The 16,811-nt window shown below is 32.5% G+C and carries 13 protein-coding genes; 11 read left to right on the plus strand and 2 right to left on the minus strand.

Annotated elements, in window-relative coordinates; all coding sequences use genetic code 11:
- The first annotated feature begins 366 nt into the window (after positions 1-366).
- The 11 genes from KQI85_RS05195 to KQI85_RS05245 all read left to right on the plus strand — a co-directional run bounded on the left by KQI85_RS05195 (position 367) and on the right by KQI85_RS05245 (position 14,401).
- Positions 367-1,989 carry a L,D-transpeptidase family protein gene (locus KQI85_RS05195; protein ID WP_216575039.1) on the plus strand — a complete coding sequence of 541 codons (1,623 nt, stop codon included), beginning with the start codon at positions 367-369 and terminating at the stop codon, positions 1,987-1,989.
- Between the two features lie 99 nt (positions 1,990-2,088).
- On the plus strand, positions 2,089-2,721 hold the full coding sequence (locus KQI85_RS05200) for a phosphatidylcholine/phosphatidylserine synthase (protein WP_216575040.1): 633 nt from the start codon (positions 2,089-2,091) through the stop codon (positions 2,719-2,721).
- Positions 2,722-2,723: 2 nt separating this feature from the next.
- Positions 2,724-3,581, plus strand: a complete 858-nt coding sequence (locus KQI85_RS05205; protein ID WP_216575041.1) for a phosphatidylserine decarboxylase — start codon at positions 2,724-2,726, stop codon at positions 3,579-3,581.
- Entirely contained in the window at positions 3,556-4,188 is a 633-nt protein-coding gene (locus KQI85_RS05210; RefSeq protein ID WP_216575042.1) for a hypothetical protein, read from the plus strand. Before KQI85_RS05205 ends, KQI85_RS05210 begins: the two co-directional genes overlap by 26 nt.
- Before the next feature lie 118 nt (positions 4,189-4,306).
- Complete coding sequence (locus KQI85_RS05215) at positions 4,307-5,281, plus strand: family 43 glycosylhydrolase (protein WP_253293754.1); 975 nt, start codon at positions 4,307-4,309, stop codon at positions 5,279-5,281.
- 434 nt (positions 5,282-5,715) lie between these two features.
- On the plus strand, positions 5,716-6,855 hold the full coding sequence (gene rlmD, locus KQI85_RS05220; protein WP_253293755.1) for a 23S rRNA (uracil(1939)-C(5))-methyltransferase RlmD: 1,140 nt from the start codon (positions 5,716-5,718) through the stop codon (positions 6,853-6,855).
- Positions 6,856-6,880: 25 nt separating this feature from the next.
- Positions 6,881-7,699, plus strand: a complete 819-nt coding sequence (locus KQI85_RS05225; RefSeq protein ID WP_216575044.1) for a glycerophosphodiester phosphodiesterase family protein — start codon at positions 6,881-6,883, stop codon at positions 7,697-7,699.
- A gap of 43 nt (positions 7,700-7,742) precedes the next feature.
- The gene (locus KQI85_RS05230; protein WP_216575045.1) at positions 7,743-9,647 is read left to right on the plus strand and encodes a GGDEF domain-containing phosphodiesterase; all 1,905 of its coding nucleotides are present in this window, start codon (positions 7,743-7,745) and stop codon (positions 9,645-9,647) included.
- A gap of 119 nt (positions 9,648-9,766) precedes the next feature.
- Positions 9,767-11,386, plus strand: a complete 1,620-nt coding sequence (locus KQI85_RS05235; RefSeq protein ID WP_216575046.1) for a bifunctional diguanylate cyclase/phosphodiesterase — start codon at positions 9,767-9,769, stop codon at positions 11,384-11,386.
- 141 nt (positions 11,387-11,527) lie between these two features.
- A complete protein-coding gene (locus tag KQI85_RS05240; protein WP_216575047.1) occupies positions 11,528-13,147 on the plus strand; it encodes a tetratricopeptide repeat-containing diguanylate cyclase in 1,620 nt (539 codons plus the stop codon).
- Positions 13,148-13,243: 96 nt separating this feature from the next.
- Positions 13,244-14,401, plus strand: a complete 1,158-nt coding sequence (locus tag KQI85_RS05245; RefSeq protein ID WP_371820552.1) for an amidohydrolase — start codon at positions 13,244-13,246, stop codon at positions 14,399-14,401.
- Positions 14,402-14,514: 113 nt separating this feature from the next.
- Here KQI85_RS05245 and KQI85_RS05250 read toward each other — a convergent pair whose 3' ends face one another.
- Positions 14,515-14,892: a hypothetical protein gene (locus KQI85_RS05250; RefSeq protein ID WP_216575049.1), complete on the minus strand. Its 378-nt coding sequence runs from the start codon at positions 14,890-14,892 to the stop codon at positions 14,515-14,517.
- 77 nt (positions 14,893-14,969) lie between these two features.
- Entirely contained in the window at positions 14,970-16,811 is a 1,842-nt protein-coding gene (locus KQI85_RS05255) for an ABC transporter ATP-binding protein (protein ID WP_216575050.1), read from the minus strand.

A 16,811-nucleotide genomic window follows, 5' to 3' on the forward strand; every position in this document is an offset into this window, starting at 1 on the left:
ATATCAATATCAAATGTCTGCGAGTTTCATGAATGTTACAGAAATATTACAAAAATATGACACACTTCTATAACATTATCCCAAAAAGCAAATTTAAATGATATAGTCAATAAGTACTAAAAAACTAGTACCGGTTTCCTGGTTTTTACGGTGCTAAATTCCTAAGCTATAAAAAAACGCTTAGTGAGATGTTACGATAGTTTAATTTACATAATCATATCATATATCGGATTATGTAAACCTGTAAATGATGAATATTGTGTTTTTTGTAAAAAATTGTAAGAAATCTTAAGAAAAAAATGGATTGACACTATACGCATATTGTAAGAAAATAGAGAAGATAAAATAGAAATGGGGATTAGTGTAATGGTTAAGGAAGGTAAGAATAATAAAACCAAGATAATAACAGTAGTAGTTACAATTGCAATATTATTTGTATTGCTTGCATATTCAATGGTAGCTGTATATTTCAAAGATCGTTTTTTATTTGGAACAAAGGTTAATGGAATGAAAGTATCATGTAAGACAGTTAAACAGGTTGAAGATATGATTAGCAGCCAGCTGCTTGATTATTCAATTAAGATTAATGAACGTAATGATAATAGTGAAGTGATATTTGGTTCTGATATAGGTCTTGAGAATACATTCGATGATACACTTAGTAATTATGTTAAAAAGCAGAATACAATAGGATGGATTGTATCATTATTCAAGAAGAAGGATGTAGAACTTGAAAAACTCATTGTATATGATAAGATGAAATATGAAGATGTTGTATCAGGACTTATGTGCCTTAGTGATGAGAGCAGAATAGTACAGCCTGTAGATGCACATATATCGGATTATTCTGATGGGCAGTATACAGTCGTACCACAAGAACAGGGTTCACTTGTTAATAAAGACAGGCTTAAAGAGACACTTGATTCAGCGATTTTGTCACTTAGTGAGGAAGTTGATATTGATGCAGCAGGCTGTTATGAAGCACCACAGATTACATCAGAAGATGAGAATCTTAAGAATATATGTGATATACTTAATAAATATGTATCAGCAGATATCAGATATACTTTTGGTGATAAGATAGAGGAAGTTAATGGCGATATGATTAGTGAGTGGGTATCTTATGAAGATGGCAATGTTACACTTAATGATACTGCGATTGCTAATTATATTCAGAGTCTTGCAAGCAAATATAATACAATATTTACAAATAGAAAATTTAAGACATCTTATGGACAGACTGTAACTGTAGAAGGCGGAGATTATGGCTGGTGGATGGATCAGATAACTGAATCACAGAAACTCAAAGATTCTATAATAGCAGGAGAACAGGTTACAAGAGAGCCGGAATACAAGCAGACAGCCGAGTCACATGGTGACAAAGATTATGGCAGTACATATGTTGAGATTAATATAACAGCACAGCATTTATATTTTTATGTTGATGGAAAGCTTATTATAGAGTCAGATTTTGTATCAGGAACAGAGACGAATGGACATGCAACTCCATCAGGTACATATTCGATAACATACAAGGAACGTGATGCAACACTTAATGGTGAGAATTATTCAACACCAGTATCATATTGGATGCCATTTAATATGGATATTGGTCTTCATGATGCAGGATGGAGAAGTAAGTTTGGAGGATTTATATATCAGAAGAGTGGTTCACATGGATGTATCAATCTGCCACCGGATGTTGCAAAGACGATTTTCCAATATATAGAAAAAGGAGATCCTGTAATCGTATATAGACTTCCTGGAACAGAGAATAAAGAAGCACTTGCACAAGAGAATGCAAAGAGTGTTATCGCACTTATTAAGGCAATCGGAGAAGTGACTCTTGAGAGTGAGAATGATATTAAGACAGCAAGAAGCAAATATGATGCACTTTCAGATACTGCGAAGAAGTATGTAACTAATATTGATACACTTGTTAATGCAGAAGAACAGTTAAAAGCACTTAAAGAGACTCCCGCACAGTAATAATATTAACTGCGGACTAAAGGACTATTTACAAAATAGATATAGTTTGTTAGGATTGTACGATGATTCGGGAGAATGAGAGAATGAAAGGGTAATAAGATGATTGGTTTTTATAATTATACGGTAGTATTAACTTATGCAGGTTTTGTGTCAGCAGTTATGGGAATATGTATGGCTGCATCAGGTAATCCTGTAATTTCGATAATATGTCTGCTTTTTTCAGGTTTTTGTGATATGTTCGATGGTAAGGTTGCAAGAACTAAAAAAGACAGAACAGATGCAGAAAAAAAGTTCGGAATTCAGATAGATTCATTAAGTGATCTGGTATGCTTTGGTGTATTGCCTGCAATGGTAGGATATGCAATAGGAATGAGAAGACCGATACAGATACTTGTTCTGTGCGTATATGTACTTAATGCACTTATAAGACTTGCATATTATAATGTTACAGAAGAAGAGAGACAAGCTAATACAAGTGAAGTAAGAGAATATTATGAAGGGCTTCCTGTTACAGCATCAGCACTTATAATTCCATTATTGTTCTGCTTGAGAATCTATTTTATACATTTTACACTTGCATATACAATAGTTCTTGGAATGATTGCGATTGCATTTATAAGTCCGATTAAGATAAGAAAACCGGATATGAAGATGATGAAAATAATGGTTGCTGTTGGTATATGTGCAGTAGTATTTATAATCAAGACAATTATGAGACAGAAAGGGATTTAATCATGCAAAAAAGACAGACAGTTTCACAACATAAAGCTAATCCCATACTTAGATTTTTATATGGTACATTTATAGGCAGAGGTATATTGAAGATACTTACACTTCCTATTATATCAAGAGCGGTGGGTCATATTTTAGATTCACCGCTTTCTGTGTGCCTGATACCTGGTATGGTAAAGCGTAACAATATAGATCTTTCTGAATATGAAGATAAGAAATATGAATCTTTTAATGATTTTTTTACAAGAAAAATAAAAAGATCAAACAGAGAATTTGATAGGGAACCAAAAAGTTTTGTAAGCCCATGTGATGCAAAATTATCTGTATATAATATAGATGAAAAGAGTGTATTTAAGATTAAAGATTCATATTATACAGTAGATGATCTGCTAGATGGCGATATATCAGCGCCAGAATATGAAGGTGGCCTATGTATGATATTCAGACTATGTGTAGATGATTATCACAGATATTTTTATGTAGATGACTGTTATGAAGATGGTTACAGATTTATAAAAGGTGAACTTCATACAGTACAGCCGATAGCTTTTGAACATTATAATGTATATAAGAGAAATGCAAGAGAGTATACAGTTCTTCTTACAGAGAACTTTGGAACGATTATTCAGGTTGAAGTCGGTGCATTGTTAGTAGGTAAGATAAGTAACATTCATAGTGGTGGTAAACAGTTAAGAGGTTATGAGAAGGGAAAGTTCGAGTTTGGAGGTTCGACAATAGTTCTTCTTGTTAAAAAAGATACAGTAATAATTGATGAGGAAATAGTTAATAATAGTAACAGTAATATAGAGACTGTTGTAAAAGCGGGGGAGAGAATTGGGAGAGTTAAAGAAAAAGTATAAATATGGTATATTTCTTTTAAGTTTTTTAATAGGACATTCTGTAATATATTTTTTGCTACAGAAGTTTGTAACAAGATGGAATTATATAAGTCTGCCAATAGATTATAAGATTCCTTTTGTGAAGTTTTTTGTAATACCTTATGTATTATGGTATGTATATGTGGTTGTTGTATTTTTATATCTGTTAATAGTATCAACTGAGGAGTTTAAGAAAGCTACATTATTATTTCTTATGGGTGATATACTAAGTCTTATGATATATATAATATATCCGACTGCGATTGATTTTAGACCGGATACAATAGAAGGCAGTGGTGCACTTTTAGAACTTGTAAGAGTGATATATATGAATGACAGACCTGTTAATGTATGTCCGAGTCTTCACTGTTATGTGTCACTTGTTATGAATCTTGCAATTTTAAAGACGCAATATATAACAGGTGTAAAAGGGATTATAATAAAGACAGCGTCAACTATTCTTGCATTTAGTATATGCCTTTCAACATTTTTTATAAAGCAACATTCGGTGATTGATTTTGTAGTAGCATTAATTATGGTTATATGCCTATATCCACTAGCTTATTTGAGAAAAAAACATAATAATTAAAATAAAGCTAAAAAACATATTGACAATAGTACCTTCGAATATTATTCTATACTTATAGTTTAGACAAATGTTTAATAATTAAGTATTTAGTTAAATAATTGAATTCGGAGGTATTTTTATGCAAGCACATATTAATGGGGAATTGAATAAATGGAATACACCTTTTATTATCCAAAGAGCAGATCCCTTTGTCACAAGAATAAATGGAAAGTATTATTTTACAGCATCTGTGCCGGCGTATGATAAGATCATATTAAGATGTTCAGATACTCTTAATGGGTTAAAAGATGCGGGTGAAAGAGTTATATGGGAGAAGCATGTAAGCGGACCAATGAGCGAACATATATGGGCACCGGAACTTCATTATATTAATGGATGCTACTATATATATTTTGCAGCAGGTAAAGCTGAAGATATATGGGAGATAAGACCTTATGTACTGTGTTGTAAGGGAGATCCTATGAAGGATGAATTTGAAGAACTAGGAATGATGCAGCCTGCTGATGAAGATGAGTTTTCATTTAAGGCATTTTCACTTGATGCGACAACTTTTGAAGTAAAAGGTGAGAGATATTTTGTATGGGCAGAGAAGACTGGCGTAGGCAAGATGGTATCTAATCTATATATTGCTAAGATGGATACTCCTAATAAACTTAAGACAGTACAAGTGCTTCTTACAACACCTGATTATGATTGGGAGCGAGTTGGATTCTGGGTTAATGAAGGTCCGGCAGTACTTATAAAAGATGATAAAATATATCTTACGTTCTCTGCAAGTGCAACAGGTGCCTGCTATTGTATGGGCTTATTAAGTGCTGATATTAATGATGATCTGTTAGATCCACATATATGGAGAAAAGAAAGATATCCGGTTCTTAAGACTGATTATGACAGAGGAATATATGGACCTGGCCATAATTCATTTGTTAAAGATGAGAATGGTGATGATATATGTATATTCCATGCAAGAACATACGAAGAGATAAAAGGAGATCCATTAAGAGATCCGAATAGACATGCAATGCTTATGAGAGTAGAGTGGACTGATAGAGGTCCGGTATTTGATTATGATAATATAATAATGCAGATATAATATATCCAATATAATTATTGTAGTTATTAAAACATATATTTGAAAATTTAATAATGTAATCTGAAAATTGCGTCCGGATTGATATGTGCCAACAAAAACACGCCTGCTATATTACTTTTGTTGATATATACCAATCCGGACGCAATTAATATAGAACTTATGCGATTTTATATAATTTCATATTATTTTGTCTATGCTTTGGCTTATATCTGTTAATTGCTAAAAGCTCAAAGCCTATGAATTGTATTATAAGTTAAAAATTTCTGCTAAAGTATACAAAAATCTTAAAATGTAAAAAATTGGAAGTACCAATGAGTTGCAAATCGTTTAACAATATGTTAATCTTGTCCTAGAAATAATTATTTTGTAAAAAAAAGGAATAAATAACATTTTTTTACATGGCTAAGCCTTTTAGAAATGGAGATTTAAGAGTTATGGAACAAAGAAGATGTACATATGATAAATGTGGTGGATGTATGATGTGTGAGAAGTCATACGAACAGACACTCAGAGAGAAAAAGAAGTATATAGAAGAACTTTTATCAAAATTCTGTAAAGTAAATGAGATTTCATCAATGTACTATCCTTATAATTACAGGAACAAGGTTCATTCAACTTTTGGAAAAACACAAAAGGGTGGTATTACAACCGGTATATACAAGGAAGGAACACATGAGATTGTTCCCATTGATAAGTGTCTTATTAATGATAAAAAGGCAGATGAAATAATTCTTACAATCAGAAATTTAGCTAATGAATTCAAGATGCAGGCGTATGATGAAGACAGACATACAGGTCTTTTAAGACATGTCATGGTAAGACGTGGTGCGTCAAGCAGGCAGATAATGGTAGTTCTTGTTACACCGACAGAGAATTTCCCTTCAAGAAAAAATTTTGTAGCCAAACTGCTTGAATTACATCCGGATATAACAACGGTTATACAGAGTATTAATCCTGCAGCTACAAGTATGGTACTTGGTAATTATGAGAAAGTGTTGTACGGAAAAGGATATATAGAAGATACGCTTATGGGATATACATTTAGAATCTCAGCGAGATCTTTTTATCAGGTTAACAAATCTCAGACAGAGATGCTATACAAGACAGCTATTAATGGGCTTGGTCTTACAGGAAAAGAATCAGTAATTGACGCATATTGTGGAATAGGAACTATATCACTGGCAGTAAGTAAGAATGCAAGATATGTAATAGGTGTTGAACTTAACTTAGAAGCTGTTAAAGATGCTAAAGAGAATGCAAAGCGAAACAATATTAAGAATGTCAGTTTCTTCTGCGATGATGCAGGTGATTATATGCTTGAGCTTGCAAGCGAGGGAAAGAGGATTGATGCAGTGATAATGGATCCACCAAGAAGTGGCAGTACTACACAGTTTATGGATTCAGTAGTACGAATGTCTCCAGATAAGATAGCTTATATATCATGCAATCCAGAGACATTAGCAAGAGATCTTAATTATTTTACAATAAAAGGTTACAGAGTTAAGGAATGTACACCGGTAGATATGTTCGGTTTTACAAAACATGTTGAAGTTGTATGTATATTAACGAAATAGTATGGTATGAGAATGGGAGAAAGTTATGAAGACAATATTAATCATAATTATGATATTGCTTATGTTATCAGGTTCATATCTGTTACTTATAATGCCAAGAGTGAATGGTGGACCGGACAGAAGTCCATTTATGGAGCATTATTATGCACACAGAGGGTTTCATGACAATAATACAGATGCACCGGAGAATTCAAAACCGGCATTTAAGGCTGCTGTTGCAAATGGTTATGGAATAGAATTAGATGTGCTTATTACTAAAGATAATATTCCGGTTGTATATCATGATGAGAAGATACAAAGAGGTCTTAAACAGCCGGGATATATATGGGATTATACATATGATGAACTTATGCAATTTGAACTTTTTAATTCTAAGGAAAGGATACCAAAACTTAAGGAAGTATTAGATATAGTTGATGCTAAAGTACCACTTATAGTCGAGATAAAGTGTGAAAATGGTAATACAAAAGTATGTGAAGAAGCATATAGAGTACTAAAAGATTATAAAGGAGTATATTGTATAGAATCTTTTCATCCACTTGCAGTGAGATGGTTTAAGAAGAATGTGCCACATATTTTAAGAGGTCAGCTTGCTAGTGATTTTTATAAGTCAGGAGATAAAAGACCATATATGTTTGTGCTTGGACATCTTATGTTCAATTTTCTTGGAAGACCGGATTTTATATCTTATGACTGTCAATATCCGGATGAATTGTCAGGAAGAATATGCAAAAAGTTATTCAAGAGTCTTCCGGTAGCATGGACGATACGTTCACAACAGAAACTTGATGAAGTGAAAGACAAATTTGCTTTGTTTATATTTGAAGGTTTTAGACCGGTATAGAACAATTTTTTATATAAGAATCGGAGAATGAGTGGAGGAAGAAATGGTATTTAATATACAGTTTCAGATAGCAGGGATAATTTTACTAACAGTAATACTTATTATGTATGCAAGACAAAGAGCACTCAATCTTTTGGGTGAAGGATATTTTTTACGACTTTTTGCTTCAGTCTATATAAGCTTGTGCCTTGATATATTGTCGGTAATAGCAATTAATTACAGGCAGTCTATGCCTTATATAGTTACTGATATAATATGCAAGATGTATCTTGTATCAGTAGTAACAGTAGCAGTATCTGTGCTTTTGTATACAATATATTCAGTGTTTGGAACACTTAAAAATGTAAAAAATACATTAAAAATGGTATATATATTATTTCTTATCATATATATAGTATTAGAGTGTATCCTTCCAATACAGTATCATAAGGATATTAATACAGTATATACGTATGGACCGGCAGTTATGCTTACATATTTGGCAGTAATAGTATATGTAGGTATAGTAGTAGCATATATGATAAAATATATGAAGATGATGCCGGATTATAAGAGATATTCTATCTTTTTTTTGATAGTAGTATGGGTTGTAACTGCGACAGTACAGTTTTTTAACAACGAGAGGCTTCTTGTTGGATATTCAATGAGTGTCTCACTTGTCTATATGTATATGAAGATAGAGAATCCAGAGCGCAATATAGATAAAGACACCGGTGCATTTAATAGAAATGCATTATATACATATATTGCAAATAGGATAAATAGAGAAGATAAGGGAATGGCAGTACTTGTATTTGCAATAGATGATTATAGCTTTATAAATGAGACATTTGGATACAGGAATGCCAGCATTATGCTAAAGAAGATAGTAGATTTTTTATGTAAAAATAAGAATTGTACAGTTTTTAAACGAACGGAAAATGAATTTACAATAGTATACGACAATATGGAGATGTTAACAGAGCATCTTAAAGTGATTAAAGAACGCTTTGAAAAGTCATGGAAGATAAACGAAGTATCATTAAAAGTATATTTTAATGCATGTTATCTCTATGTAAAACGTTGTGACAATTCTGATGTAATATCAGATACACTTAACTACTTTTTGATGAAATGTAAAAAAGACGGTAATAAGAACATAATCGAGATCGATGATGAAAAATTAAAAGAAAAACGAGAGATAACAAAGGCAGAGTATGCAGTGAAAAAGGCGATAGAAGAACGAAGTATAGATGTATATTATCAGCCTATCTATTCCAATGCCAAAAAAAGATATATATCAGCAGAAGCTCTTGTAAGGATAAGAGATGAGGAAGGCAGATTTGTATCTCCTGAGTTGTTCATTCCGATAGCAGAACAGAATGGAAGAATACTTGAGATTGGCAAAGTAGTATTTGAAAAAGTATGCCAGATGATAAGAGATTATAATCCGGCAAAGTATGGAATAGAATATATTGAAGTTAACTTGTCTGTTGTGCAGTGTATGCAGGAGAATCTTGCAAAAATATTGATTGATATAATGAATGAATATGGTATATCACCTTCTTTTATCAATCTTGAGATAACAGAAACAGCGGCGATAAAATCAGAAAAGATATTCATAAGGAATATGGATGAACTTATAGCTGCAGGTTCATCATTTACAATAGATGATTATGGTTCTGGATACTCAAATATGAATTATGTTATCGGATTACCAATATCAATAGTTAAGATTGATAAATATTTTGTATGGTCTTATTTTAAAAGTGAAAAAGCAAAAATTGCATTTGAATTTGCAGTTTCTATGTTACATAGTATGAATCTTAAGATAGTAGCAGAGGGAATAGAAGAAAAAGATCAGGCTGAGAAGATGTATGAACTGGGAGTTGATGATATTCAGGGATATTATTATTCAAAACCGGTTGATACATACAAGTTTATCGAAATTATAAGCAGGCAGGCATAGTAGTTATACATATATAGTTCTAAAAACTCATATTCGTCTTGAAAAATGGGAAATATTTCCCCTTGTATAAACTCTGCCCTAAGGGTAGAATAATTCGTATAAAATTATGGAGATGTAATATGAAGAAAAGAAAAGTAACAACTTCACTGCTAGATACATTACTAGATGATGGAACATTAACAGATGGATTAAAGCTTAAACTTAATACAATGGCAGAAGACGCAGGAGTGAGGAGCATTGTTGCAAGTTATGTTATATCAGAAACGGATACAGCAGAATATCTTATATATAATGGAGAACTTTACGAAAGTGATGGAGTAAAGCAAGTGTTTGCAAAAGAATATAAAGTAACAGATTTGAGAAAAGTTATATTCAGAACATATATGGAAGATGACAGATTACCAGATACAGATACTATTAATCTTCTATGTGATGCATACGCAGCCTGGCTTATAACAAAACTTCGTGCTGAACTCATATATGAGAATTCGATAGTACTTGATCTAGATACAGGTATATTTAATTATAATGGCTTTAAGAGATTCTTAACCCGACTTTTAAAAGATGAAGAAAGCCTTAGAACTGAATTTGCAGTATTATATATTAATCTTCGTGGATTTAAAGTAGTTAATAGAATGTATGGTTATGACAGAGGAACAGAGATTATAGCAGAATTTGCAACAGAGATGTCAGACAAGATGCGAGATGGAGAGATGTTTTGCCGAACAGGTGGTGACAGCTTCTGTGCAGTTGTAAAAAAAGATAATCTTGAACATTATATTAAGATGCTTGAAGCGTATGATGTTAATCTTGACGGAGAGACTGTTACAATAGGAACATATATAGGAATATGTAATATTGAAAAAGATGATACAAGTTTTACAGATATTATGGAAAAAGTACTTGATGCATTTAGTGTAGCTAAAGCACATAAGAACATAAAAGCATTTTATTATAGCGAAGAAGAACGACATAAGAATCTTATACTTGCAGAGCTTGAGAGAAGCATGAAAAAAGCACTTGAACATGGAGATTTTCTGGTATATTATCAGCCCAAAGTAGGACTTGCTGATAATGAACTTGTAGGAGCAGAAGCACTTATTCGTTGGAGATATGAAGGCAGAATACTTACACCTGCAGAATTTATTCCACTATTTGAGAGTAATGGATTTGTATGTTCAACAGACTTTTTTATGTTAGAGCAGGTATGTCGTAATATAAAGAGATGGCAGCATGAAGGTAAAAAACTTGTGCGAATTGCAGTAAATTTTTCTAAACAGCATTTATTAAATACAGATACTGCCGATAAGATAATTGATATAGTGAGGAAATACGATGTACCATTTAACCTTATCGAGATAGAATTTACAGAGACAGCATATATTGCTGAATATGAGAGACTTAGGGAGACTATCAACCAGTTGAAGAATAATAATATTACAACTGCAATTGATGATTTTGGAACAGGTTATTCATCTCTTAACCTTCTCACAGATTTGAATTTTGATGTGCTTAAGATTGACAGAGAATTTCTTCTTGGAGAATATTTTGCTGAGAGAAATACAATGGTAATGCGCAATGTAGTTAATCTTGCAGATGCGCTTAATATGGAAGTCGTAGTTGAAGGTGTTGAGACAAGAGAACAGATTGAATTTATATCAAATATGAATTGCAAGATAGGACAGGGAATGTTCTTTAGTGAACCAATTCCTACTGACAGGTTTGAGAATATGTTGTAAAATAGATTACATGAGATGTAATTGTATAATATCTAGAATTGATAAATACTATTTAGATTGGATAAAAAGTTTTTAATAGGACATTTACATCGTAATTAAAGACATAATATTATTTCAAACACAAAGACAAAGGGTGATTTAATGATATCAGGATTTGAAAACTACGACAAAGAAGTCCGAAACTTAGTCAAAAAGATAATGGAAGATAGAGTATCAGCATACGACCGGGTTAACACTAGTTGTTCCAGTCTTATTATGATCGGAGAAAAATTAAAAGATGATAAGCTGTTAGCTTATGGTAATTATTATATGAGTGAATATTATTATCATATGGCTAATTATGAAAAGTCAATGGAATATGGAAGAAAAAGCCTATTGTATGGTACAAGAGCTGATGCAAAAGATATAGTAGCAAGAGCATATAATATTATGGGAATACTCTATAGAAGTGATGAGAATTATGCTTATGCTATTGAAAATTACTTAAAGTCAGCAGAATATGCCAAAAAAGCCGGACTTTTTTATGAATATGCTATGGTAACAGGTAATATTGCTCTTTTATTTTTTGAGATTCAGGATTATGAAAAGTCAATGTCATATTACAAAGAGAGTTTCGCATATTATGAGTATGCAAAACAGAATCAATTTTACTATTTTAACAAAGCTACAGTATTACAGTCATTAGCAGAGATTCATGTGCTGCAGGGCGAATATGATGATGCAGGAAGAATAGTAAAAGAGCTGCTTGAATTAATATCTGTGCATGAAGATGGTTACAGAAGTGTTGATGAAGTGCCAATATATATGTTTGCATCAATATATGATCATAAGATAGGTAAAGATGCAGAGCGTGACAGATATATAGCATTAGCTGTTGAAGCAATGAAAACTGAAGAATATGTTATTGAGATATATGAAACTTCACTTAAGTTCTGCGATATGCTTCTTGAAATAAATAGATATGATGAATTCGAGAACATAATGAGTTATTATAAAGATTGTAAAGATGAAGAATTCCAGGATGGTATGATGAGTGTGCAGAGAATTCTTATGAAATACTATCTTAAGATGGAAAAGTTTCCTGAGTATATAGGATGTTCAGAAGCTTTTCTTGCAAGTTATGATAATAAGATTAAAAATCATAACAAAGATATTAAGAATATAATTAATCTTAGAACTAATCTTAATGATACGATTGTTGAGATAGACGAGATTAAAGAATATAGTGAGAAGATGCGTATCAAAGCAGAGACAGACGAACTTACAGGTCTTGCTAACAGAACGGGATATAATAATTATTCGGAGATGACGTTTGAAAAAGCATATAGTGAAAAATCATTGTATGGTGTTGCACTTATAGACGTAGACTTTTTTAAACAGTATAATGACAGATATGGACATCTAAAAGGTGATGAATGCTTAAAATCTATTGCACATGTGCTTCTTGGAGAGAAGAATGAGCATGTATATCCGGCGAGGTATGGCGGTGATGAATTTGTAATAGTATTTACAGGAATGGAACAACGTCAGATAAGAGAAGTTGTAAGAAGAATAAAACAAAAAGTAGCTGATCTTGCAATAGTTAATGAAGATTCAAAAGTTAATGAATATATTACATTATCACAGGGAGCATTCGTAAAAGTTCCTAATGGCCAGAATAAATTATGGGATTTTATGAGTAAAGCAGATGATGTATTATATAGAGTTAAGAAATATGGCAAAAACAGCTATAGAGTTGTAGATGATTTTAAGAAGAATTAAGTAGTATAAGATGCTATTTAAGCAATAAACACCAAGGCGTTTGCTTTGAGTGTAGTATACTTTGATAATAAATGACATGAAAAGAGGATGAAAGCTATGTTAGTTATTAAGAATGGACTTGTACATGATGCGGTTAATAAGACACCATATACAGCAGATATTGTCTGTGAGAATGGAAAGATTATATCAATTTCGGGCAATGTAGATGTAGCAGATAGCAAAGAAGTAGAAGTTATTGATGCGACAGGTCTTCATATATATCCGGGATTTGTTGAAGCACATGGGCATATTGGACTTGATGGGTATGGAATAGGATACGAAGGTCAGGATTATAATGAACTTAATGATCCTATAACACCACAGCTTAATGCGATTGATGGAATTAATCCTTTTGATGAGGCTTTTGAATATGCAAGAGAAGCAGGAGTTACAACTGTAGCAACAGGTCCGGGAAGTTCTAATGTTATTGGTGGTACATTCACAGCGATTAAGACTTATGGCAAGCGTATTGATAATATGATTGTCAAAGATAAAGTTGCGATGAAATGTGCATTTGGTGAGAATCCAAAAAGATGTTATAAGACAAAGAGTATATATTCAAGAATGACAACAGCAGCAAAACTTAGAGAGATGTTATATAAAGCAAAAGAGTATAATGCTAAGATAAAAGAAGCAGGAGAAGATATAAGTAAAAAGCCGGCATTTGATTACAAGCTAGAGGCACTTCTTCCGGTTGTTAATAAAGAGATTCCATTAAAAGCACATGCACATAGAGCAGATGATATATTTACAGCAATAAGAATTGCAAAAGATCTTGATGTTAATCTTACACTTGAGCATTGTACAGAAGGACATCTTATTGTAGATGAACTTGTAAAAGATAATTATCCGGTTGCTGTTGGACCTTCATTTGGTCAGGCTACAAAAGTAGAACTTAAAAATAAGACTTTTAAGACACCTGGAGTATTGTCAAAAGCCGGACTTAATGTATCAATAATAACAGATTGTCCTGTAATTCCACTTCAATATCTTCCATTATGTGCAGGACTTGCAGTAGAATCGGGAATGGATCCATTTGATGCATTAAAAGCGATAACAATTAATCCGGCAAGGCATCTTGGAATTGAAGACAGAGTTGGAAGTATTAGTGTCGGTAAAGATGCTGACTTTGTAATTACAGATGGAGTGCCATTTAATATCGAGACAAAAGTCAGATATACAATTATAGGCAGTGAGATTGTATATAAAAGATAGTAGAAGTAGAATAAGAAATATAAGAAGATAGAAAAAGTAGCAACATCAGGCATACCAATATTGATTTCTTAATATGGAACTTTTGATAAAATAAAAAATCGTGGAGACAGGCTTTAATAGCCCATCTCCACGATTTTCATTTTATTCTCACATTCGGGACATGGAATATAATTGTCGATATCTATGATATCTTTTTCGGTATGACATGTATCACACCTAAGACCGAATGATTTTCTGTTACCACTAAATGATGTAATTTCTAGTATATTTGAAGTCTCAAGTTTTTTGCATATTGGACAAAAAGTTAAAACTGAAACTGATTTGTAGGATTTAATTTCATTCTCTTTAAGCCATTGCTGTGCAATATCAAATTCATAATCTGATAATCTGGATATAATCTGTCCAAGTTCCTTATCACTGTTATCATTGTTAAATATAATCTCCTCGTAGTGGTGACAGGCAGGACACTCCAGCTTGATAATCTTACCCAAAGCGTATCCCTCCTTTATATAGAAGGAATATCGGACGAAAACTTAAAAAAGTAAAATGAAACTTAAAATAATATAAATTATTTTTGCTGAAGTTCATATAATTTTTTATAAAGTCCACCTGCTGCAAGCAACTCCTGATGAGTACCTGATTCACGAATCTTACCTTTGTGCATTACCATAATCTTATCAGCATGTTGTATTGTAGAGAGTCTGTGTGCAACCATAATAGTTGTACGGCCTGACATAAGTTTCTTAAGAGCTTCTTCGATAAGAATCTCAGTTTCTGTATCGATATTGGCAGTTGCTTCGTCCATAACAAGAATTGAAGGATTGTAAGCAAGTGTTCTTGCGAATGACAGAAGCTGTCGCTCACCTTGTGATAATGTCTGACCACGTTCTGTGACAGGCTCATCATATCCGCCTGGAAGTTTACTTATAAAATGATCTGCATTGACATATTTGGCTGCATTAACAACATCTTCATAACTTATGTCAGGATTGTTAAGGCTGATATTGCTCTTAATATCACCTGAGAAGATGAATACATCCTGCTGAACTTGTCCAATTCTTTTTCTAAGTGCATCTTTATCAATGTCTTTTATATTAATTCCATCAATCAGGATCTCACCTTTTTGAATATCATAATATCTTCCGATAAGGTTAAGAATTGATGACTTACCAGCACCTGTTGCACCGACAAAAGCTACCTTTTCACCGGGATTGATAGTAAAGCTTACATCTCTTAGAATATAATTCTCATTATCATAAGCAAACCATACATGCTTAAATTCAATCTTGTTAATACCTTCTTTAACCGGAATAGGGTTAGAAGGATTAACAATCTGAGGCTTCTCATCAAGAAGTGTGAATATCTTCTCAGCAGAAGCTATAGAAGACTGAAGTGTACCAAACTGTTCAGCCAGTTCCTGAATTGGATCAAAGAATGAACTTATATATTGAATAAAGATATATAAAGTACCTATTGTAATAGTTCCATTAAGAAATGCATGGCTGCCGGTTCCAATAACAGTAACAAGAGCGATTATTGATATAAAGTATATGATAGGTCTGAATACTGCAAATACCATCATTTCTCTGTAATTGGCATTATATAATTCAAGACTTTTTTTCTCGAACTCATCATATTTTGAAACTTCTTTTGCAAATATCTGAATTACTTTCATACCAGATATATGTTCTGACAGGTAAGCATTAAGCATTGCTATTTTGCTTCTTGTGACACGATAAGTAGCTCTTGATATTTTCTTAAATATTATAGTAATTATAACAACGAAAGGAAGTACAATAAATGCAAGCAGAGCAAGTTTTACATTGATTGACAACATAACTGTTGCAAGTCCTATAATCTTTATAAAGTTTTTGAAAAGTTTTACAAGGATACCAGAGAACATCTCACTTAAGGCTTCGACATCATTAGTTACTCTTGTAGTAATCTTACCTACAGGATTAATATCATAAAAGCGAAGTGAAAGAGCCTGCGTATGTTCGAATACCTCCTGCCTTATATTATATATAACTTTTTGACCTGTATACTGTAACAAAAGAGTCTGTAAGCAGTTGCAGATGAACGTAAGTATAAGTAGTATAAGGTATATTACTGATGTTTTTCTTATACCGGCAAGATCTTTTTGTCTGCTATTATCTGCCAAAGAATTAGTGCTTATAGACTGATTATTAATATTGTCAGATGATGTATCTGTATCATGCAGAATATATTCATCAATAGCATCACCAAGAAGAACCGGCCTTGCAAGATCGAACCCTGTAATCATAAGGACGAGTACAAGGGATACGATAAAAAGATGCAGGCAAGGTTTTATATATCGTATAAGACGTCTAAAGACATGTGTTTTATTAATATTATCAATATTATCTTTGTTAAGATCAAGAGTATCCAT

The sequence above is a fragment of the Falcatimonas sp. MSJ-15 genome (assembly GCF_018918265.1).
In the GTDB taxonomy this organism is placed as follows: Bacteria; Bacillota; Clostridia; order Lachnospirales; family Lachnospiraceae; genus Falcatimonas.